Below are 23,124 nucleotides of genomic sequence, written 5' to 3'. Positions count from 1 at the left end.
AAAATTAAAAAATGAAAATATTAATTTTCTTAAAAACAAATATTTTTATAGAAATAAGATATAAAAACTTTTTCTTATTTCTATAAAAATTTTAAATATTTAATTTTTTATACATTGAATAGAAGTAGTTGCAATAGTATAAATTATATCTTCAACAGTAGATCCTCTAGATAAATCATTTACTGGTTTATTTATTCCTTGTAAAATAGGTCCAATTGAAATTGTATTAGTAGAATGCTGAACAGCTTTATAGATAGAATTTCCTGTATTTAAATCAGGAAATATAAATATATTAGCCTTTCCTGCAATATTAGAAACATAATTTTTTAATTTTGCTATTTTTAAACTAGAAGCTACATCATATTGCACAGGTCCATCTATTAATAAATTTGGACATTTTTTTTTTACTATTAAAGTAGCGTTTTTTACTTTATCAACTGAATGTCCAAAACCAGAATTTTTAGTAGAATATGATATCATTGCTACTTTAGGAAAAATACCAAACTTTATAGCAGAATTTGCTGTTTCAATTGCAATTTCCGCTAATTGTTTTTCATCAGGATCAATATTTATAGCACAATCAGCATAAATCAAAACTTTATTTTCTAATAACATAAAAAAAAAAGAAGAAACTAATGTAGAAAATTTTTTAGTTTTTATAATTTGTAATGCAGGTCTAATAGTATTGGCTGTAGTATTTACAGAACCTGATACTAAACAATCAGCTTCATTATTCTTTAGCATTAATGTTGCTAAAACACAATTATCTTTCAAAAACTTTTTTGCAGAATATTCATCTAAAATTTTCGGCAATCTACTTTTTATGAATAATTTTATATAATTTTTTCTTATATTTTTCGGATCTATAATTGTTACATTATTTTTATTTAAAGATATTTTATTAAAATTTAATAATTTGTTTATTTTATATTCATTACCTAATAAAATACATTTTGCAATTTTTTTTTTTGCACAAAAAGAAACTGCTTTTAATATCCTAGTTTCATATCCTTCTGGAAATATAATAACATTATCAAGATTTTTAGCAGTTTTTTTTAAATAATATTTAAAATAATGTGAAGTTAAAAAATATTTTTTAATGATATTGAAAGTATTTTTTATTAAAAATTTATTTTTCAATAAAAAAATATAATTGTTAAGGAAATAATTTTTTGTATAACTTTTTACAACATTATTAAAATGAAATTTTTTTAATTTTTTTTTTATAAAACACATTGTTTCATTTGAAAAAAATACAGGTATATTATTTTTATAAGCTTGTAAAAAAATATTTACAAATTTTCTAATATAATTATTTTTAATTATTAATAAGATTGCTCCTATTAAAAATTTTTTATTTAAAATGTATAAAAAATTTTTTAATTCTTTTTTATTATTAGTGTCTATTACAAAAATATAATTTTTATAAAAATTTTTATTATTTACTATTTTTATTTTACCAAAAATAAAAAATTTTATTTTTTTTTTAAAAGTAATTTTATTATATAAATATTTTATATTTAAAATATTAAAAATTTTAGATGTACAAATATATTTTATTCTTAAGCGCCAAACAAATACATCAATTAAATTTAAACATTTTCTTAATTTATGTATGCTTAATAATTTTTTGCAAAAAAGAAAATATTTTTTATTTTTATTACATATATAAAATTCTATATTAAAACAATTTTTTATATTTATTTGATTTTTTTTATGTATTATTAATCCTAATATAAAATTTTTTAAATATAAAAAATCTTTTAAAAAAATATTTTTTATAATTTTTAAATTAAATATAAAAAATTTATTATAATTAGTTATAAACAAAATTTTAGAATTTACACTTTTTGCAAAATCCAAATTAAATTTTCTTTCTATATAATTATTATATTTTGTATTTATACCTTCAATTAAAATTATTTTTTTGGAACATTTTGCAGAAAAATATTTTTCTATAGATTTTTCTAATACAAAATTGTAAACTTTTTTATCTTCTAAATTAAAAGTATTTTTTAAACAAGTAGGTTTAATAAAATTAGATATTTTGTTTTTACAAAAATTTTTATAAAAATTTAAATCATCATTAATATTTTTTTTAGAAATTAATTTAAAAAAAATTATTTCAATATTATTTTTATTAATAAAGTTTATTAAATTTAATAAAGCAGAAATTAAATCAACTTTTTTTCCAACAGGAAACAAAATTATTGAACTAAACACATATACACCTATAATTTATAATTATTTTAAATCAAAAAAATAATTTTAACTAATCAAATTAAAAGTATCTTTAGCTATTACAATTTCTTCATTTGTATGAATTGCTAATATTGATATAGTACCATTTTTATTCACAAAATTAAAATCTAGATATTTTTTTTTATTTTTATTTATATCAATAAAAAAATCAAAATTATTTAAATATTTTATAGTAATTTCTCTTGCTAAACTAGAATTTGATCCAATACCTCCAGTAAAAACTAAAGCATCAATTTTATTTTTTACTAAAAAAAAATATGAACTTATATATTTAGCTAAATTATAACAAAAAATTTCTACTGCAATTTTATTTTTTTTAGAAACATAATATCTTTTTTCAGAATATCTAAAATCACTACTTTTAGTATTTAAACTTAAAATCCCTGATTTATTATTTAAAATATTTTTTATTTCTTTAATACTAATATTTAATTTTTCATGCATATAAAATATTATAGAAGGATCTATATCTCCAGATCTAGTACCCATAATTAATCCTGATAAAGGAGTAAATCCCATAGAAGTATCTACACACATTCCATTTTTTATTACAGAAACAGAAGAACCATTTCCAAGATGACATATTATTGTATTTATTTTACTAATATTTTTGTTAAAAATATCAGAAATTTTTTTTAATATATAACAATAACTAATACCGTGAGCTCCATATTTTCTTATATGATACTTATTATAAAATTTTTTTGGTATAGCATATAAATAAGATTTTTTAGGCAACCCACTATGAAAACTAGTATCAAAAACAGCAACATTTTTTTTTCTAAGTTTTTTAAAAATTTTTCTAATTTTAATAATTCCTAATAAATTTATTGGGTTATGTATTGGAGCCAAATAAAAAAATTTTTTTATTTTTTCAATAACTAATGTATTTATCAAAACAGATTTTTTGAAATCTATTCCACCGTTAACTACTCTATGACCTACTGCTACAACATTTTTGAATAATTCAAAATTATATTTTAATAAAATTTTCTTACATATATAATTCATAGAGTAATTATGAGACATAAATTTTTTTTTATTAAATAAATATTTTTTATTTTCTATATTCCATACTATTATTGAATTTTTTAAATTTAAAGAACTAGCTTGGCCGCTTAAATAAATATTTTCATATATTGGATCAATAATAGAAAATTTTATAGAAGAACTACCACAATTTAAAACTAATACAAATTTTTTCATAATATAAAGTCCCAAAATATTAAAATAATATATTATATATATTAATAATAATACCTTTTAAAAATTATAAAAATATTATTATTAGCTTTTTTTTATTTAAAAATATTACAAATATTAAATTAACAAAGAATATACATTTTATATTTTAAAAATAATAAAATAAATAAAAAAAATTAAGTAAAATAAATAATAAAATTATAAAAAAATATATATTTTTTTATACAAAATGTATATATGTTTAGAAAATTTTAATAAATTTTTTATTTTAACGTAAAAAATTCATTAATTTCATATTTTTGTATAATAGGATTAGTTATTAAATCCAATTGACCATTTAATACTTTATCTAAGCAATATAAACTCAAATTTATTCTATGATCAGTTATTCTATTCTGAGGAAAATTATATGTTCTATTTCTATCAGATCTATCTCCACTTCCAAGTAAATTTTTTCTAATATTAGAATTTTTTTTTTTTATTTTTTTATCTTCTTGATCTTTTATTCTTGCATATAAAACCTCCATAGCTTTAGCTTTATTTTTATGTTGAGACCTTTCATTTTGACATTCAACAACATTTCCAGTTGGAATATGAGTAATTCTTATAGCAGAATCAGTAGTATTTACATGTTGACCTCCAGCTCCAGATGATTTAAAAGTGTCTATTTTTAAATCAGAACTTTTTATTATCAATTTTTTTGAATTCTTAACTACTGGTATAATAGCTATTGTACAAGTAGAAGTATGTATTCTTCCTTGATTTTCAGTTTTTGGTATTCTTTGTACTCTATGCCCACCAGATTCAAATTTTAATTTATTAAAAACATTTTTTCCAACAATTTTTATAATTATTTCTTTAAAACCTCCTCTATCACCACAAGAAATATTTATTATTTTAAATTTCCAATTTTTAATTTCAGCATATTTTGTATACATCTTAAAAAGATCACCCGCAAATATAGAAGCTTCATCTCCTCCTGAAGCAGATCTTATTTCTAAAAAACATCCTGTATTATTATTTTTTTTTGTAATAAAAAATTTATATATTTTTTTTTTTATTTTTTTTTTTTTTTCTTTTAAAATTTTTTGTTCTTTTTTAGCTAATTTAGATAGATCTTCATCTTTCATTAAATCTATACATTCATTAATTTTTTTACAATTTTTAATATAACTATTAAACAAATTTATTATTTTTTTTAGTCTATAATGTTCTTTAGATAAATTGTTAAATTTATTTTTATCATTAATATAATTTATATTACAAAACATTTTTTCTATTTTTTTTATTCTATTTTCAAATTTAAACAATTTTTTATAAATAAATTTTTTCATATATTTTACTCAAAAAATTTAATAACAAAATTTAGATTTATATATATATAAAATATAACAACATAATATATTAAAATTAATTATATTATTAAAAATTTTAACAAAATTAAATGATATAATATATTATAGTTCTATATAATAACTATGCAAAACTAAAAAATATAATTATTAATTATATTAATATTTTTATATTATAAAAAAATTGTTATAAAAAATAAAATATAAAAAACTAATTGCAATATATTTTTATATTTAAATGTCATAATAGGAGAACTAAGAAAAAATATGAAAATATTTTCTGGAAATGCTACAAAAAAACTATCTAAAGATATAGCAAAATTTTTAGGTAAAAAATTAGGAAAAGCAGAAGTAACAAAATTTAGTGATGGCGAAATAAGTGTAAACATAAATGAAAATGTAAGAGGTCATGATGTTTTTATAGTTCAATCTACTTGTTATCCAGCAAATGAAAATTTAATGGAATTAGTAATAATAATAGATGCTTTAAAACGAGCTTCTGCAAGAAGAATAACAGCAGTAATTCCATATTTTGGATATGCAAGACAAGATAGAAGAGTAAAATCATACAGAGTTCCAATAACAGCAAAAGTAATTGCAAATTTTTTATCTAATGTTGGAGTAAATAGAGTATTAACAGTAGATTTACATTCTGAACAAATACAAGGATTTTTTGATATACCTATAGACAATGTTTTTACTAGTCCAGTAATGGCTAAAGATATCTCAAAAATAAACTTAAAAAACCCAGTTTTGGTTTCACCTGACATAGGAGGAGTTGTAAGAACTAGATCTGTAGCTGAACTTTTGAATTATACAGATATTGCAATAATAGACAAAAGAAGATCAAAAAATAATAAATCAAAAGTGATGAACATAATAGGAAAAGTAAATAAAAGAAATTGTATATTAATAGATGATATAATAGATACTGCAGGAACATTGTGCAATGCAGCAAAAATGTTAAAAAAACATGGAGCAAAAAAAGTTTTTTCATATTCTACACATCCAGTATTTTCAGGAAATGCATCAAAAAATATAAAAAAAAATTACATAGATGAAATTATAGTTTGTGACACAATACCATTGTCAAAAAAAATACAAAATATTAAAAAAGTTAGAACAATAAAATTATCAAATATGTTATCTGACGCTATTGAAAGAATTAATAAAGAAAAATCTATTTCTGAAATGTTTTCTTACATAAAATAGTTAAATAAAATTTATTTAATATAAAATTAAAAACAAAAATACAAAAAATAATAAAGACAAAGTATTTTTTTTCTCTTTGTCTTTTTAAAAAAAATAAAATCTTATAAAAATTTTTAAACATTTATAATCAAAAAAATAAAAAACATTAAAAAATAATTAAATAAAATTTATAATATTATTTTAAAGAAAAACCACTAAACAAGATTTTAAAAAAAAAGTTATAAAAAAAAGAAAAATTAAAAAAAATTAAACAAATAGACATAACAAAAATAATAATTCCTAATATATCTTTTATATAATAAAAATCATATTTACACAAATTATTATTTATTTTATTATCATTACATATACTAATTAATATTTTAAAATATATATACATCCCCAAAATATTACTTATTAAAATAACTAATGACATAATCCAAAAATGATTGCATATTGAATAAGAAAATATATACAACTTATTTATAAAACCAATTGTAGGAGGTACTCCAGATAAAGAAAATAATACTATAAACATAGATAATGATAATAAAAAATATGAATTGTATATGTTTGAAAAAATATTATTTTTTTTTATATAAAAATTACATCTTTTTATTATTGCCATAGATCCAAAAAAACAAATATTACATATAACATAATTTATAAAATAAAGAAAAATATTTTCTAGAAAATATGTAAATTTATTCAACAAACTTAAAATAACTATTATTGAATATCCCGACTGACTTATAGATAAATATCCTAATAATCTTTTTAAATTTTTTTGAAATATAGCTAAAAAATTTCCAAAAAAAATTGATAAAACAGACATAATATATATTAAAATATAAAAAAACTTTATTTGTAATATTGAAGAACATAAAAAAAAATATGTTAAAAAACTAAGAAAAGAAATCTTATTTATAATAGAAAAACACATTAAATATATAGGATCAGAAACTTGATAAACATCAGGAAAAATAAAATGAAATGGAAATAATGAAATTTTAAAAAAAATACCCATCAATAACATTGTTATTCCTAAAAAAATAGATATTTTTTCATAAAAATCATATTTTTGTAAGTTTGAAAATAAATGTATATATTCTAAATTTCCGTTAATAAAATAAATTAGTCCTATTCCAAACAATATAAACAAAGAAACAAAACTAGAAAAAATCATATATTTTAAAGATGCTTCTATAGCAGTTTTACTTTTATTAAAAAAATAAATTAGTCCAACTGTAGACAACGTAATTATTTCTACACTTATAAAAAAAATAAAAATATGTTTTGCAAAATTTAAAGACAAGCTTCCTAACATTAATAGTAATAATAATAAATAATATTCTGAAATATATATATTTTTTTCACATAAACAAAAATATGAAAACAACACAATCACCAATCCAGAAAATAGAATTAATAAAGAAAAGAAAATCGATAATTTATCAAAGTGAAAGAAAAAATTATTTATATTACATAACTTATTATTAAAAAAATAAAAATAAAATATATTAAATAATATACTTAACAAAGTATTTAAAAACATAAATATACTACTTCTTTTGAAAACTGTAAAAAATGTTCCAAAAAAAATACTAAACATAATTGATACAAAAGGAAAAAATTCTAAATATTTAAAAAAAATTGGCGTCATACAAAAAATTCCTCATTATTAAAACATTAATTAAAACAAATATCAAAAAAATTAAAATTATTAAATATAAAATTAGGAAATAATCCTATAAATATCAAAAACAATATTAATAAAGAAACAAATAAAGTTTCAACAAAACTTAAATCACAACATTTTAAATTATTTTTTAAACTTCCATAAAAAATTCTATGAAACAGTTTTATATAACAAAATGCAAATAACATTAAACTAAATGCGAAAAATATAGAAATTTTTTGGTGTGATAAAAAAAAACCAATAAAAATTAGTATTTCACTTATAAAATTACCAGTACCAGGTAATCCAAAATTAGATAATGCAAAAAATAAAAAAAAACCAGGAATTGTATTAAAAATTTTCCATAAACCTCCAAATGATTTAAAATTATAAGTATTAAAATTATTATATAACTTACTTGATAAAATAAATAATAAAGAAGAAGAAATAGTACTAGATATTATGTATAAAAATAATCCTTCATAAGAAAGATTATTAAAGTTAAACATAGACAATAATATTATTCCAACATGTGAAATGTTTATATATGCTAAAGCATGTTTTAAATTATTTTTTATGCTAGCCATAAAAGTACCATAAAAAACATTTATTATTCCTAAAAGAATCATAAAATATTGAATTTTATAAAATATATTTCCAGAAATTGGAATAAAAAATCTTAAAAGTCCATATATACCAACTTTAGACAAAAATCCTATTAAATCTACAAAATTTCCTCTAGGAGAAAATAACATAACATCAGGTAACCAAGTATGAAAAGGAATAGAAGGGATTTTTATTATAAAAGACAATAAAAACCCAAATAAAATTATATTTTCTATAACACTTTTATTTATAAAAGCATGTTTTAACAAATTAAAATCAAATGTCCAAACTCCATATATACTATGATAATAATTAAACAATAATAATATAGAAAATAACATAACTAAAGAAGAAATTTGACTTTGTAAAAAAAATTTTTTTATACAACTAAATTTAATACTTGTATCAATATCTTTTGAGCCCCAAAAAATATTTAAAAAACAAATTGTAAAAATAATTATTTCTAAAAAACAAAAAAAGAAAATTAAATTTGTAGACAAAAAAGATCCTATTGTGCTAGAAATCAATATCAATACATTTAAATAAAAAGTTCCAGGATTTTTATAAATTTCATAATATGAAAATATAATTGATAAAAGTCCTAATAAAGTAGTTAAAAAAATCATATATGAAGAAAAAATATCTTCATAAAGACTAAAATGTATACCTATATCTTCCATCCAGGTAAAACAAAATTTATTAGAAAAAAAATTTATACAAAACAAATCTAACTTTGGAAAAGTAATATGCACAAACATAAATATATTTAGTAAAAAAATTAATAAAATAGAAAACATAGCAATAAATTTTGGCAACTTATTACTAATTTTTTGTAATAAAAATGAAATAATTCCACCAAAAAATGGAATAAAAATAAGCAAAGGAAGCATATTATTTACCTTTTAAAAAAAAATAATAAAACATATTTAAATAAACAAAGAAATACAAAAAATAAAACTATATTTTTTCAATATAAAAATTTTAAAAATATAAATTTTGTTACATTATTATTAAAGTAAAAATAAAAGTAGATATTACAAAAAATATTAATATATATGTTTGTAAATTTCCAGAATGAAACAATAAAAAGAATTTATTTACATATTTTATAAATTTTGAAATAAAATAAATAATACAAATATAAATGTCTTTATAAAAAATTGAAGAAAAATAATTATATAACTTCTCTAAAACATTATAAAAACTATTAAAATATAAGTCTTTTTTAAATATTTCTTCTAAAAATATATAAATTTTTTTATACATGCTACAATTTTTAAAAATAATTTTTTTAGTAAATATGCTAAAGTATAAAAAAATTGTAAAAACAGTAATTAAACTAAAAACAATTTCTAATAAAATATAAAAATAATTTTTTATAAAAAAATCACTAAAAAAATTTGATAAATCAGGTATTATAAAAATTCCAAAAAAAGTTGATATAATCATTAAAATTAATATAGGAACGTCATGAAAAAAATTTTCATATAAATTTGTTTTGAACAATTTATTTTTTGTTTTAAAAATATTAAATATTAATCTAGATGTATATAAAGTAGTCAATATTGCTCCAAAAACAGCTATTAAAAAAAATACATAATTTTTTGATTCTATTATTTTATATAATATTTCTCCTTTACTATAAAAACCTAATGTAATTATTGGAAATGACATTAAAGATAATAAACCTATTAAAAAAGAAAAATAAACTAATACATTTTTTTTTTTTTGAAAACTAATTTTAAATATGTTCTGCTCATTATTGTTATATAAAATTATATAACATGAAGAAATAAATATTAAAGATTTAAAAATAGCATGACTAATCAAATGAAAAATAGCACAATTCCAAGCTTTTACTCCTATTGATAAAAACATATATCCAATTTGACTTATTGTAGAATATGCTAAAATATTTTTTATATTTTTATTAAAAATTGCAGACATACTACCAAAAATAATAGAAAAAGATCCTATTAAACATAACAGATAAAATATATTGTCATATAATAAAAAAATATTTCTCAATCTAGATATTAAATATACTCCAGAAGTTACCATAGTAGCAGAATGTATTAAAGCAGAAGCTGGAGTAGGACCTACCATAGCATTAGGTAACCAAGTATGAAATGGATATTGAGCAGACTTTGATATAGATGATAAAAGTAAAAACATACAAATTAATTTAATTAAATATAAATTTTCATATGATTTATCAAATTTTATTATATTAAATATTTCAACTATATTAAATGTATGAAAACAAAAATATATTAATAATATAGATATTAAAAAAAATACATCACTTATTTTAGATATTAAAAAAGATTTCATAGAATGAAAAACATTTTTAACATCTTTATTATAAAAACTAACTAACAAATAAGAACAAATCCCTACACTTTCCCATCCAAAATAAATTAATAAAAAATTATTAGCTAATACCAAAATAGACATACTAGATATGAATAAATTTATATAAGAAAAAAATTTTATTAATTCTCTTTCTACATGCATATACCAATAAGAAAAAGAATATATTAAAATTCCAATTCCTGTTATCATTATCAACATAGATAAAGATAACTCATCTAATAAAAAACTAATATCAAATTTAAATTTATCTATTGAAATTAAATTCCATATGTTAAATAAAAAATATTTTTTATTTAATTTGTTAAATAAATATAAACAAAATAAACTAGACAAAAAAGATATAAATAATGAAAAAAAACCAATAAAAAATAAAATCTTTTTATTAAACAATTTTTTTAAAAAAATCAATAAAAAAAATCCTATTATAGGACATAAAATTGTTGAGAGAATAATACTCATTTTTTTAACTCACTTAATGAACTTATATTTAATGTATTATTAATCTTATAAAAATTAAATAATAATGATAAATTTATACAAATTTCTGCAGAAGATATTGTTATCATAAATATATAAATTATTTGACCAATTTCATTATTCCAATAGTTTCCGGCGCAAACAAAAAGTAATAAACATGCATTTAACATTATTTCTAAACCAATTAGCATAAAAAAAAAATTTTTTTTCAAAATAAAAATAAGAATTCCTAACGAAAACATAATAACAGATAATAAAAAACAATAAAATGTTAATGACATAAATACTCCTAAATACATTTAATTTTTATGAAAATCTTTATAACTTTTATTGAAATAAAAGGATAGAATTAAAGCTTCTAACATTAAAATAGAAGATAATTCAATTACAAAAAAATAATCTGAAAACAAAATTTTTCCAACTCTTTCCGGAGAAACTATTTTGAAAGATTTATTAAAATCAAAAAAATGCAAAAAAGGATATATAATATCTATAATAAAAATACCACAAATTAAAAAACATAAAAATATTTTAAAAATTCTTTTCATACTAATAGAAATAATAAAATTTTTGTTTTTATCTTTAATGATCATTACAACAAAAATAAAAAGTAACAAAATTGCTCCAGAATAAATGATAACTTGAAAAAAACCAGACAAATATGAACCTAACAAAAAAAATATAACAGAAGTAGATAAAAATGAAATTATTAAAAATAATGTTGAATATAATAAATTATTCCCAAAGATTATAAAAAATATAGAAATAAACAAAACAAAACTAGATAAAAAAAATATAAGTTTCATATAAAGTTCCTAATTTATTAAGGTAATATTTTTTTTGTGTCAACATAATCAATAGATTTATTATTTTTTATAGAAATGTTTTTATTTTTAGTATTAACACCAGAAACTTTATAAAAATCATAATCTAAATACTTACCTTGACTCGGAATTACTAAATCTTCTTTTTCATATATTAAATTTTCTTTTTTATAATCAGCAAGTTCAAAATCTGGTATAAGTTGTATAGCTGATGTAGGACAAGCTTCTTCACATAATCCACAGAAAATACATCTAGAAAAATCTATTTTAAAAAATTTTGGATAATTTCTACCATTATTATCTTTTTTTTGCTGCAAAATTATACAACTAGATGGACACACTGAAGCACATAAATTACATGCAACACATCTATCATTTCCATTATGATCTTGTGTTAACACTATTCTACCTTTATATCTAGGAGATAATTTAACTTTTTCTTCTGGATACATTATTGTTTCTTTTTTATAAAAAATATTAATTAATGTAATAAAAATACTTCTTATTTGCGAAAAAAATCCAAAAAAAATATATTTCAAAAATTTCATAACATTTTCCTTTAAGAATGCATTAACACAAAAAATGCTGTACTAAATAAATTTAACAAAGAAATTGGAAAACAAAATTTCCATCCAAAAGAAATAATTTTATCATATCTAGGTCTAGGAATAGATGCTCTTACCAAAATAAATAAAAAAACAAAAAAGAAAGTTTTTAACATTAAAGAAAATATAGGATGTGAATCTATTCCTAAATAACCTCCAAAAAAAATACATGAAATGAATGCTGAAACAGAAAAAATTGATATATATTCTGAAATGAAAAACATTCCAAATTTCATTCCAGAATATTCTATATGATACCCATCAGCTAATTCTTGTTCAGATTCTGGTTGATCAAAAGGATGTCTATGACATATAGCTAAACTAGCTATAAAAAATACAAAAAAATTTAAAAATTGAGGTACAATATTCCAAATATGTTTTTGACTAACTATTATATCATTAATATTATAAGAATTAGATTTTATAACAATAGACATTAAAGAAATCCCTAAAAAAATTTCATAACTAATAGTTTGAGCAATTGCTCTAATTGATCCCAATAAAGAATATTTATTATTACTTGAAAATCCAGATAATAATATTGAATAAGTTGTTAAACTGGATAACATTAAAAAAAATAATATTCCTATGTTCAAATTTAATAAATTATATTTATCAGAAAATGGAATTATAAAAAACATAAATAAAGATATACAAAATGATATTATTGGAGATATAATAAATAGAAATTTTTTGCTAAATGGAGGCACCCAATCTTCTTTAAATAATATTTTTATCATATCAGCAAAAATTTGTAAACAACCAAACCATCCAACTCTATTAGGCCCACATCTATTTTGTAATATAGCTAAAACTTTTCTTTCAAAAATACTTAAAAAAGCTCCCAATAATGATATAAAAAATATAAATGAAAAAAATTTTAAAAATTCTAATAAAATATTCATAATTTTTCTTTTTTTTTAATTAATAAATTTATATTATTTTAAATTTTTTTATCTCATAACCATTTAAAAATACCGGAATTCCAAAAGATCCTATAGGAAGAGAAATATAACCATATTTTAAAAATTTTGAAAAATATATTACAATTTTAAAGTTTTTAGAATTAAATCTAAATAAAAATATACTTTTTTCCTTTAATTTTAAAGAATCAATATATTTAAAACTAAAAAACCCTGGTATTAAATTATCTTTTATAGACATAAAATTAGAAAATTGTGACATTTCTTCAGATGCAAACAACATATTATATTTAGTAACAATAAATCTTTTTTTATTAATTTTATTTTTAAAAACAATTTTATAATTTATATTTTTTCTTTTTTTCGTTGATTTTAGTAATTTTTTTCCAGAAAAAAAATTTTTTTTAGAAATATTGTTCCATGCTTGAGACGAATTTATTCCTGGATTCCATACAAAAGGAATATGTTCTATTTTATTGTTAAAATTTTGATATCCTTCCATAGAAAAAGAAAAAATAGTTTCTGAATCACAAATAATATTTTTTTTAAAATCTTCTTTTTTACTTCGTAACATTGTTCTTCCACTTGCTCTATTAGCATATCTAGGTACTTTTTGATCTAAAAATTTTATGTTAGAGCTTGATAAAAAATCTTCAATTCCTATAAAATCAGGAATTTTTTTAACACATAAACTTAATATATTTTTTAAATTATTACATTTTGATACTTTTTTATTTATTTTATAATATATTTTTTTCAACCATTTCCAACTTTCCATTCTAAAACAAAACTCATTATGAACTTTTTTATCAAATATCTTAAAATATTTTTGAGACCTAATTTCATAATTTATTATTGTTCCTGAGCTTTCAAGAAAACTTTTAGATGGTAATGATAAAGTAAATTTATTCATACTATTAGTATTTAAATGATCTAATACTATTATTTTATTTCTTCTTTTAAAAATATTTCTAATAATTTTTTCTGGTATCAATCTATATAAGTCTGTTTCCATAAGAATAATGGCAATATTATCTTTTATACAAGCTACTTTTAAAATTTCATTTAAAGAAATTTTACTCATAATAGCATTACTAATACTATTAGCACTCTGAGTTAAAAACACAATTCCAACATTTATATTAATTTTTTGTAAAACACTAATAAAATTAATAAAAGATTTTGTCAAATTTAAATTATTATCATTTAAACTTAGTATGAAAACAGGATTTTTAGACTTCAACAACATTTCAGATATATATAATAACTTTTTTTCAATGGAAATAAAAAAATCACATTTTTCAATTTTTTTTCCATTTATAATATTTTTTAAAAAAAATAAAAATTTTGCTTGATCTTCATAATCACTATAATAATTCAATTTTGAAATATCATCTAATTTTGTAAAATCATTACTCAATATAAAAATAGAACTATTATCTTTATTATTAAAAATTTTATTTTTATAAGAAATTTTCATAGATTTACAAACTTGTTTAAAATTAAAATAATTTTTCTTAATTTGATTTTTTACAGATTGTCTTATTGACAAAGACATTCTAGGTGCTGTTATAGTAATATCTTGACCTATAATTATAGCTAAATCACAATTTTCAATTTCTCTTAAAGAAGGAATTTTTATAGAATTTTTTTTTAAAAAATTTAACATTACATTTATACAATCACTTTCTTCTTTAATCATTCCATTAGAAAAATTTTTTTTTCCTACTAAATTTAATAAAGAAAAATTATTTTCTATGCTAGATCTTACAGAACCTATTCCTAATATTTTATTTGAATTAACTAAAATATTTTTTGCTTTTTCAATTGCTTTATCTACAGTCAATTTAAATTTTTTATTTTTTTTAAAAAAAAATGGATATAATGGAATATTATCTTTATTTATAAAATTATTACCAAATCTTCCTAAATCACAAATAAAATATCTATTTATATCACCATGATATCTATTTTCTATTTTTCTTAATGTTCCAAGTCTTTCACTACCAATTATATTACAACCTATACTACAAAAATTACAAACACTAGGTGCATTCTGCATATCCCATTTTCTACTGTAATTATTATTATACAACTTATCAGTAAAAACTCCGGTAGGACAAATTTCTACTAAATTTCCAGAATGTTCACTTTCCAAATCTCCATCTTCAACTCTTCCAAAATAAAGATTATTAGAAATACCATATACATCAAAATCTTTACCATCAGCATAATCTTTATAAAATCTTACACATCTATAACAGGAAATACATCTATTCATTTTATGAGATATAAATTTACCTAAATATTGATTTTTATATACCCTTTTTTTATATCTATACTTTCTCATGTTGTGACCAGCAATAACAGTCATATCCTGTAAATGACAACTACCACCTTCAGAACATATTGGACAATCATGCGGATGATTTAACATTAAAAATTCTATAATACTTTTTCTGAATTTATAAACTTCATAATCGTTTACAAAAATTTTCATATTATTTTCTGGTTTTGTCATACAAGACATAATTATTCTACTTTGCATGACACCATTATCATCTAAAAAAACATGTTTTACAGCGCATTGTCTGCATGAACCAACACTACCCAAAATTGGATGCCAACAAAAATATGGCAAATTAATATTATTTAAAAGACAATTTTGTAATATATTTTTTGAAAGATCAATTCTATACTTTTCTTTATCTATTAACATTATAGCCATAATATTGTATCCAAAAAAAAAATTACTAAAAAATTAAATTTATATATTAAGAAAAAATATTTGATTGAATACCACAAACTTTTTTTTCATAAATTGGTAAATTAGTATCTATACCATTGTCAAATTCTTCTCTAAAATATTTAATACCATTATACAGTGGGCTAACAGCTCCAGGAGCAAAAGAACAAAAAGTCTTGCCTATACCTAAATTTTTACATATTTTTTCTAACATTTCAACATCACCTAATCTTCCATTTTTATTAACAAGATCTTTTAATATTTTTATAGACCATGGTAAACCTTCTCTACATGGTGTACACCAACCACAGGATTCTCTAGAGAAAAACATTTCTATATTTAATAATAAAGAAACAATATTAATACTATTATCAACTGCGATAGATATAGCAGTTCCTAATCTACTACCAATTATATTAATACTATTGAAATCCATAGATACATCTAAATAAGATTCTGTTAAAATACCGGTACTAGAACCTCCCGGTAGCCAGGCCTTCAAGCTATATCCATCTTTCATACCGCAAGCATAATCTTCTAATAATTCTCTAGCTGTTAATCCAAATGGAACTTCCCATAAACCTGGATTTTTAACTTTGCCTGAAAATCCCATTAACTTAGTTCCAGTATCATCGTTATTAGAAATATTTTTATACCAACTTGAACCATTTAAAACTATTGCTGGAACATTTGCTAAAGTTTCTACATTGTTTACACATGTTGGTTTACCCCATAAACCAAAATGAGAAGGAAATGGAGGTTTATATCTAGGATTGGGTCTTTTCCCTTCTATAGAATTTATTAAAGCTGTTTCTTCACCACAAATGTACCTACCTGCACCTGTATGTATAAAAATTTTTAAATTAAATCCACTATTTAATATATTTTTTCCTATATAATTTTTATTTTTAGCTTCTAATATAGATTTTTCTAATAAAATTTTTGACAGTACATATTCTTCTCTTAAAAATATATAACTAACAGAAGCTCCTATAGCATATGCACTTAATATTATTCCTTCTAATAAAAGATGAGGTAATTTTTCTATCAAAAATCTATCTTTATATGTTCCAGGTTCCATCTCATCTGCATTACAAATCAAATATCTATCTTCTAAAATATTTTTTTTTTTAGGCATTAAATCCCATTTTTTTCCAGTAAAAAATCCTGCACCACCTCTTCCTTTTAATTTAGAGCTTTTTATAATTGAAATAACTTCATCAGGTGATAAATTTTTTAAAGCGAACTTTAAAGCAAAATAACCTTTTTTATTCTCATATTCATCTATAAAAATAGAACTATTTAAATCTTTTATTCTCCATGTTAATGGATGAGTTTCTTCATTTTTATTAAAAAAATTTTTCATATAATATTATCTAATATAGTTATTATTGATTTTTTAGTAACATTAGAAAACAAATTTTCATTTATCATAATAGTAGGACTATTATGACAATTTCCTAAGCAACAAATTGGTATTAAAGTAAATTTTTTATCTTTTGTAGTATTACCAGGTTGAATTTTTAAATAATTAGAAAGTTCTGCTTCTATTTTTTCGTATCCATTTATATAACACACCACACCATCACAATATTTTATAATATTTTTTCCTACAGGCCTTCTAAATATTTGATTATAAAAAGTAGCTATACTATCTATTTTAGAGGCTGGAACAGAAATAATTTTTGAAATTTCTTTTATAGTATCTAAAGAAATCCATCTCAATCTTTTTTGTACAAATTTAAGAATTTCTATAATAACAGCATCAGGATTTTTATATTTATTTAATTCTTTTAAAATAAATGTTTTTTCTTCTTTACTCAATATTTTTTTCATATTGTTTTTGTATATATTAAATTTTTAAGTTAATTATTTATCTATCTACATCAGACATTACAAAATCTATACTTCCTAAGTATGATATTAAATCAGAAATATTATAACCATTTATTACTGAAGGAATTTGCTGTAAATGAGGAAAACTAGGCGTTCTTATTCTAGTTCTGTAACTCATATTACTTCCATCACTAATTATATAATAACTATTTATTCCTTTAGTTCCTTCTATCATTTGGAAAGATTCATTTATAGGCATTATTGTACCCCAAGAAACTTGCAAAAAATGAGATATCATACTATCAATGTCATTTAAAACTAATTCTTTAGGAGGAGTTGTAGTCAAAGGATGATCAGATTTAAAAGGTCCTTCTGGCATATTATTCATACATTGTTTTAAAATACATAAACTTTGAAAAATTTCTTCAAACTTTAATATTACTCTAGTATAACAATCACTATTATTTTCTCCTAAAGGTATTTTAAAATCAAAGTTCTCATATCCAGAATACGGTCTAGACTTACGTATGTCAAAATTTATTCCTGTAGCTCTTAATCCGGCACCTGTTACACCCCATGATAATGCTTCATCTTTATTATAAACAGCTATATTTTTTGATCTACTAATAAATATACTATTTTTTAAAATAGTTGAATAATATTTATTTAATCTATTAGGTATCCAATCTAAAAAATTTTTTAATAACTTGTTCCATCCTATAGGCAAATCCTGAGAAACTCCTCCTATTCTAAACCAAGCAGGGTGCATTCTTGACCCAGTAATGGCTTCTATTATGTCATAAATTTTTTGACGATCTGTAAATATTAAAAATATTGGTGTCATAGCTCCTATGTCTTGTACAAACGTAGCTATATATAACAAATGACTATTAATTCTAAATAGTTCTGATAACATTACTCGTATAAATTTTATTCTATCAGAAACTACTATATTAGCTAATTTTTCTATAGAAAGAATATAAGGCATTTCATTTATACAACCTCCTAAATACTCTATTCTATCAGTATAAGGTATATAACTATGCCAAGACTGTCTTTCTGACATTTTTTCTGCACCTCTATGATGAAAACCTATTTCTGGAACACAATCTATAATTTTTTCACCATATAATTTTAAAATTATTCTAAAAACTCCATGCACTGAAGGATGATTTGGTCCTAAATTTAAAAACATAAAATCAGAATTTTTTTTATCATTTTTCATCCCCCAATCTTTCGGATTAAATTTTAAAGATTCCATTTCTAAATTTTCTAAATCTTCAGTTAAATTATATTCTTCTCTTTCTGTTGCTCTAGCCAAATAATCTTTTCTTAATGGATATCCATTCCAATTTTTAGGCATAATAATTCTTCTTAAAAAAGGATGACCTGTAAATTTTATTCCAAACATTTCCCAAGTTTCACATTCATACCAATTAGCATTTATGAATATATTAGTTACACTCTTTACACTCATGTCACTTTTATTTATTGGTACTTTTATTAAAATATCTTTATTCCTTTCAATAGAAATTAAATGATAAAATACAGAAAAATCTGATTTTGGTAATTTCATTTTATGAATTCTAGTTCTTTCGTCAATTCCATGTAGATCATATAAAAAAATATAAGGTTTTTTAATATTTTTTAAAAAAATTAAAACATCTATTAAAACATTTTTATTTATCCAAATTACATCACACTCAATTTTAGTACGTTGTATATGTAATATATTTTTATTGAATGTTTTAATTAATTTTTTTATAGTAAAAAAATCATAATAATTATTTTTTTTTTCAAAATTTTCTATTTTTGTTTTCATAGTTTTATTAAAAAAAAGTTATTAAATAGTTTTTTGATCTTTATATTTTATTTTCTTATTTCTAATTTCTCTTTTTAAAAATTTTTGTGAAATAATATTTTTTTTATAACATTTTTTATTATCATCTATTGTCCAAGATAATGGTCTTTTTTCTTTAGATATAGATTTTTGTAATAATGTTAAAGCGTATATATATGCTTCAGGTCTTGGAGGACAGCCAGGAATATAAATATCAACTGGTATTATTTTGTCAACACCTTGCACAACAGAATATATGTCATACATTCCCCCTGAATTAGCACATGATCCCATAGAAATTACCCATTTTGGTTCTAACATTTGATTATATAACAATTTTATTATTGGGGCCATTTTGATAAAAGGAGTACCAGATATTACCATTAAATCAGATTGTCTAGGAGAAGTTCTAATCACTTCAGATCCAAATCTAGAAACATCACTAATAGAAGTAAAACTAGTAGCCATTTCAACATAACAACAAGATAAACCAAAATTATAAGGCCAGATTGAATTTTTTCTTCCCCAATTTACAACTTTGTTCATAATATTTTTTAAACTTCCAAAAAAAATATTTTTTAGACTATTTTTTTTAAAAATATTTTTTTTCTTTTTTTTTAAATTATTGTTTCTTATTTTAGTAAATATATATTTCATAAAATCCTTATAAAAAAATATAAAATTTTAATGTTTTTTATTTATCTCAAAACTGTTTAATCTGATTATATAAAAAAAACTAATCATCAATGTAAAAACAAAAAATAAAGATTCAAAAAAACCTTTCCAAGAAAGACATCTAACACTCACAGACCAAGTATATAAATATAAAGATTCTGTATCAAAGATTACAAAAAATAAAACTATCAAATAAAATTGTACAAAAAATCTTAAATTAGTATTTCTGTAAGAATATATCCCAGATTCAAATGGTAAATTTTTATTTTTTGACACAGATTTATTACCTAAAAAATTACTTATTAACAATATTATTGTACAAAATATTATTGAAGAAAATAAACAAATTAACATATAATAATCTTTCATATTTTTAGAAATAAACAAAATAAAACTTTTATAAATTACATAATAAAATATTATCATATAACACTTATTTTTTATATTGATATAATTATATATAAAAATCAATTTTTTTAATGTATTTACACTTGATTGATAACAAAATAGACCCCATGATAAATATTATGAGAAAAATTTTATAACAATATAAAATTTAAAATTGGAAATAAAAAATATGAGTAAAATTATAGGAATAGATTTAGGAACTACAAATTCTTGTGTAGCAATAATAGACAACAATAAAACTAAAGTATTAGAAAACTCAGAAGGTGATAGAACAACACCATCAGTTATAGCATATACTAAAGAAAAAGAAATTTTAGTAGGGAAACCAGCTAAAAGACAAGCAATAACTAATCCAAACAATACTCTATTCGCAATAAAAAGATTAATAGGTAGAAAATTTACAGATAAAGAAGTTCAAAAAGATATAAAAATTATGCCATATAAAATAATAAATTCTAACAATGGAGATGCATGGATAAAAATAAAAGATAAAAAAATAGCTCCCCCTCAAATTTCAGCTGAAATATTAAAAAAAATGAAAAAAACAGCTGAAGAATATACAGGAGAAAAAATAAATAAAGCTGTAATAACTGTTCCAGCATATTTCAATGATGCACAAAGACAAGCAACAAAAGATGCTGGGAAAATAGCTGGATTAGAAGTTAAAAGAATAATAAACGAACCTACTGCAGCTGCTTTAGCATATGGTTTAGATAAAAATAAAGGAAACAGAACTATAGCAGTATATGATTTAGGAGGAGGTACATTTGATATATCAATAATAGAAATAGATGAAGTAGATAAAGAAAAAACATTTGAAGTATTATCCACTAACGGAGATACACATTTAGGGGGAGAAGATTTTGATAGTAGAATAATAAATTATTTAGTAAAAGAATTCAAAAACGAACAAGGAATAGATTTACGAAAAGATTCTCTAGCTATGCAAAGATTAAAAGAATCTTCAGAAAAAGCAAAAATTGAACTATCAACAGCAAATCAAACTGATATAAACTTACCTTATATAACAGCAGATGCAAATGGTCCTAAGCATTTTAATATAAAATTAACTAGATCAAAATTAGAATCATTAGTAGAAGATTTAATAAAAAAATCTATCAACCCGCTAAAAGTAGCATTAAAAGATGCAAAATTATCAAAATCTGATATAAATGAAATAATTTTGGTTGGTGGTCAAACAAGAATGCCTATGGTACAAAAAGAAGTAACTGAATTCTTCGGAAAAAAACCTAGAAAAGATGTTAATCCAGATGAAGCAGTAGCATTAGGTGCAGCTGTACAAGGGGGAGTATTATCAGGTTCTGTAAAAGACGTATTATTATTAGATGTGACTCCATTATCATTAGGAATAGAAACAATGGGCGGGGTAATGACTACTCTAATAAATAAAAATACTACTGTACCTACAAAACATAGTCAAATATTTTCTACAGCAGAAGATAATCAATCAGCAGTAACAATACACGTTTTACAAGGTGAAAGAAAAAGAGCTATAAATAACAAATCATTAGGACAATTTAATTTAGATGGTATACAACCATCACCTAGAGGAATGCCTCAAATAGAAGTTACATTTGATATAGATGCAGATGGCATATTACATGTTTCAGCAAAAGATAAAAAAACAAATAAAGAACAAAAAATAATTATTAAAGCATCTTCTGGATTAAGTGAAACAGAAATAAAAAATATGATAAATGATGCAGAAAAAAATTCTGAAAATGATAGAAAATTTGAAGAATTGATGAAAATAAAAAATCATGGTGACCAAATTTCTCATAGCACAAAAAAACAATTATTAAACAATAATAAAATTAGTAAAGAAAACAAAGAAAAAATAGAAAAAGTTTTAAAAGAATTAGATATTTCATTAAAAGGTGAGAATAAAGAAAAAATAGAAAAAAATATACAATTAGTAATAAAAACATCCTCTGAAATTATGCAATTTTATAATAATAATAAATCTGAAAATACAAAAAATAGTGAAAATACAAAAAAAAAAGAAAAAAACGTAGTAGACGCTGAATTTGAAGAAGTAAAAAATTCTAAAAAATAAAAAATAAAAAATTTATTTAAAAATGTATTTTTATTTTTTTTACGC

18 protein-coding genes are annotated in these 23,124 nt (G+C 20.1%); 2 read left to right on the top strand and 16 right to left on the bottom strand.

What is annotated here, in order from left to right; genetic code table 11:
• Positions 1-99 precede the first annotated feature (99 nt).
• The 3 genes from pta to prfA all read right to left on the bottom strand — a co-directional run bounded on the left by pta (position 100) and on the right by prfA (position 4,799).
• The gene (gene pta, locus RJD44_RS00650; protein ID WP_343190062.1) at positions 100-2,223 is read right to left on the bottom strand and encodes a phosphate acetyltransferase; all 2,124 of its coding nucleotides are present in this window, start codon (positions 2,221-2,223) and stop codon (positions 100-102) included.
• 45 nt (positions 2,224-2,268) lie between these two features.
• Positions 2,269-3,468, bottom strand: coding sequence for an acetate/propionate family kinase (locus RJD44_RS00645; RefSeq protein ID WP_343190061.1), 1,200 nt, complete (start codon positions 3,466-3,468; stop codon positions 2,269-2,271).
• Between the two features lie 260 nt (positions 3,469-3,728).
• Complete coding sequence (gene prfA, locus RJD44_RS00640) at positions 3,729-4,799, bottom strand: peptide chain release factor 1 (protein ID WP_343190060.1); 1,071 nt, start codon at positions 4,797-4,799, stop codon at positions 3,729-3,731.
• A 285-nt stretch (positions 4,800-5,084) separates the two neighbouring features.
• Between prfA and RJD44_RS00635 the strand changes: the two genes are divergently transcribed.
• Positions 5,085-6,029 (top strand): ribose-phosphate pyrophosphokinase, encoded by a 945-nt coding sequence (locus RJD44_RS00635; protein WP_343190059.1) that lies wholly within the window; start codon positions 5,085-5,087, stop codon positions 6,027-6,029.
• Between the two features lie 175 nt (positions 6,030-6,204).
• Here the strand turns inward: RJD44_RS00635 and RJD44_RS00630 are convergent, their stop codons facing one another.
• From RJD44_RS00630 to ndhC, 13 genes are all read right to left on the bottom strand, one after another.
• A complete protein-coding gene (locus RJD44_RS00630) occupies positions 6,205-7,671 on the bottom strand; it encodes an NADH-quinone oxidoreductase subunit N (protein ID WP_343190058.1) in 1,467 nt (488 codons plus the stop codon).
• A gap of 26 nt (positions 7,672-7,697) precedes the next feature.
• Complete coding sequence (locus RJD44_RS00625) at positions 7,698-9,182, bottom strand: complex I subunit 4 family protein (protein ID WP_343190057.1); 1,485 nt, start codon at positions 9,180-9,182, stop codon at positions 7,698-7,700.
• Between the two features lie 109 nt (positions 9,183-9,291).
• A complete protein-coding gene (locus RJD44_RS00620; RefSeq protein ID WP_343190056.1) occupies positions 9,292-11,127 on the bottom strand; it encodes an NADH-quinone oxidoreductase subunit 5 family protein in 1,836 nt (611 codons plus the stop codon).
• Positions 11,124-11,426 carry an NADH-quinone oxidoreductase subunit NuoK gene (gene nuoK, locus RJD44_RS00615; RefSeq protein WP_343190055.1) on the bottom strand — a complete coding sequence of 101 codons (303 nt, stop codon included), beginning with the start codon at positions 11,424-11,426 and terminating at the stop codon, positions 11,124-11,126. The genes RJD44_RS00620 and nuoK overlap by 4 nt, the downstream gene beginning before the upstream one ends.
• An 18-nt stretch (positions 11,427-11,444) precedes the next feature.
• Positions 11,445-11,951, bottom strand: coding sequence for an NADH-quinone oxidoreductase subunit J (locus RJD44_RS00610; RefSeq protein ID WP_343190054.1), 507 nt, complete (start codon positions 11,949-11,951; stop codon positions 11,445-11,447).
• Between the two features lie 17 nt (positions 11,952-11,968).
• On the bottom strand, positions 11,969-12,517 hold the full coding sequence (nuoI, locus tag RJD44_RS00605) for an NADH-quinone oxidoreductase subunit NuoI (RefSeq protein ID WP_343190053.1): 549 nt from the start codon (positions 12,515-12,517) through the stop codon (positions 11,969-11,971).
• Between the two features lie 11 nt (positions 12,518-12,528).
• Positions 12,529-13,479: an NADH-quinone oxidoreductase subunit NuoH gene (gene nuoH / locus RJD44_RS00600; RefSeq protein WP_343190052.1), complete on the bottom strand. Its 951-nt coding sequence runs from the start codon at positions 13,477-13,479 to the stop codon at positions 12,529-12,531.
• A gap of 28 nt (positions 13,480-13,507) precedes the next feature.
• Positions 13,508-16,225, bottom strand: a complete 2,718-nt coding sequence (gene nuoG, locus RJD44_RS00595) for an NADH-quinone oxidoreductase subunit NuoG (RefSeq protein WP_343190051.1) — start codon at positions 16,223-16,225, stop codon at positions 13,508-13,510.
• 46 nt (positions 16,226-16,271) lie between these two features.
• A complete protein-coding gene (gene nuoF / locus RJD44_RS00590) occupies positions 16,272-17,609 on the bottom strand; it encodes an NADH-quinone oxidoreductase subunit NuoF (RefSeq protein ID WP_343190050.1) in 1,338 nt (445 codons plus the stop codon).
• Positions 17,606-18,079 carry an NADH-quinone oxidoreductase subunit NuoE gene (gene nuoE, locus RJD44_RS00585; protein ID WP_343190049.1) on the bottom strand — a complete coding sequence of 158 codons (474 nt, stop codon included), beginning with the start codon at positions 18,077-18,079 and terminating at the stop codon, positions 17,606-17,608. The genes nuoF and nuoE overlap by 4 nt, the downstream gene beginning before the upstream one ends.
• A gap of 37 nt (positions 18,080-18,116) precedes the next feature.
• Positions 18,117-19,901 (bottom strand): NADH-quinone oxidoreductase subunit C/D, encoded by a 1,785-nt coding sequence (nuoC, locus tag RJD44_RS00580; protein ID WP_343190048.1) that lies wholly within the window; start codon positions 19,899-19,901, stop codon positions 18,117-18,119.
• A gap of 21 nt (positions 19,902-19,922) precedes the next feature.
• The gene (locus RJD44_RS00575; protein ID WP_343190047.1) at positions 19,923-20,576 is read right to left on the bottom strand and encodes a NuoB/complex I 20 kDa subunit family protein; all 654 of its coding nucleotides are present in this window, start codon (positions 20,574-20,576) and stop codon (positions 19,923-19,925) included.
• Between the two features lie 27 nt (positions 20,577-20,603).
• Positions 20,604-21,020: an NADH-quinone oxidoreductase subunit A gene (gene ndhC / locus RJD44_RS00570; RefSeq protein ID WP_343190046.1), complete on the bottom strand. Its 417-nt coding sequence runs from the start codon at positions 21,018-21,020 to the stop codon at positions 20,604-20,606.
• A 151-nt stretch (positions 21,021-21,171) separates the two neighbouring features.
• Between ndhC and dnaK the strand changes: the two genes are divergently transcribed.
• The gene (gene dnaK, locus RJD44_RS00565) at positions 21,172-23,079 is read left to right on the top strand and encodes a molecular chaperone DnaK (RefSeq protein WP_343190045.1); all 1,908 of its coding nucleotides are present in this window, start codon (positions 21,172-21,174) and stop codon (positions 23,077-23,079) included.
• Positions 23,080-23,124 lie beyond the last annotated feature (45 nt).

It is taken from the genome of Buchnera aphidicola (Astegopteryx bambusae) (genome assembly GCF_039365365.1).
Taxonomy (GTDB): Bacteria; Pseudomonadota; Gammaproteobacteria; order Enterobacterales; family Enterobacteriaceae; genus Buchnera_G; species Buchnera_G aphidicola_B.
Note: the sequence above shows the minus strand (reverse complement) of the source record. Positions and strands in the feature narration are given on the sequence as shown.

Bases quoted from the DNA above. Each gene is read 5' to 3' on its own strand.
- RJD44_RS00645 (WP_343190061.1), bottom strand. From the start codon at position 3,468: ATGAAAAAATTTGTATTAGTTTTAAATTGTGGTAGTTCTTCTATAAAA.
- prfA (WP_343190060.1), bottom strand. From the start codon at position 4,799: ATGAAAAAATTTATTTATAAAAAATTGTTTAAATTTGAAAATAGAATA.
- RJD44_RS00635 (WP_343190059.1), top strand. From the start codon at position 5,085: ATGAAAATATTTTCTGGAAATGCTACAAAAAAACTATCTAAAGATATA.
- RJD44_RS00630 (WP_343190058.1), bottom strand. From the start codon at position 7,671: ATGACGCCAATTTTTTTTAAATATTTAGAATTTTTTCCTTTTGTATCA.
- RJD44_RS00625 (WP_343190057.1), bottom strand. From the start codon at position 9,182: ATGCTTCCTTTGCTTATTTTTATTCCATTTTTTGGTGGAATTATTTCA.
- RJD44_RS00620 (WP_343190056.1), bottom strand. From the start codon at position 11,127: ATGAGTATTATTCTCTCAACAATTTTATGTCCTATAATAGGATTTTTT.
- nuoK (WP_343190055.1), bottom strand. From the start codon at position 11,426: ATGTCATTAACATTTTATTGTTTTTTATTATCTGTTATTATGTTTTCG.
- RJD44_RS00610 (WP_343190054.1), bottom strand. From the start codon at position 11,951: ATGAAACTTATATTTTTTTTATCTAGTTTTGTTTTGTTTATTTCTATA.
- nuoI (WP_343190053.1), bottom strand. From the start codon at position 12,517: ATGAAATTTTTGAAATATATTTTTTTTGGATTTTTTTCGCAAATAAGA.
- nuoH (WP_343190052.1), bottom strand. From the start codon at position 13,479: ATGAATATTTTATTAGAATTTTTAAAATTTTTTTCATTTATATTTTTT.
- nuoG (WP_343190051.1), bottom strand. From the start codon at position 16,225: ATGGCTATAATGTTAATAGATAAAGAAAAGTATAGAATTGATCTTTCA.
- nuoF (WP_343190050.1), bottom strand. From the start codon at position 17,609: ATGAAAAATTTTTTTAATAAAAATGAAGAAACTCATCCATTAACATGG.
- nuoE (WP_343190049.1), bottom strand. From the start codon at position 18,079: ATGAAAAAAATATTGAGTAAAGAAGAAAAAACATTTATTTTAAAAGAA.
- nuoC (WP_343190048.1), bottom strand. From the start codon at position 19,901: ATGAAAACAAAAATAGAAAATTTTGAAAAAAAAAATAATTATTATGAT.
- RJD44_RS00575 (WP_343190047.1), bottom strand. From the start codon at position 20,576: ATGAAATATATATTTACTAAAATAAGAAACAATAATTTAAAAAAAAAG.
- ndhC (WP_343190046.1), bottom strand. From the start codon at position 21,020: ATGATAATATTTTATTATGTAATTTATAAAAGTTTTATTTTGTTTATT.
- dnaK (WP_343190045.1), top strand. From the start codon at position 21,172: ATGAGTAAAATTATAGGAATAGATTTAGGAACTACAAATTCTTGTGTA.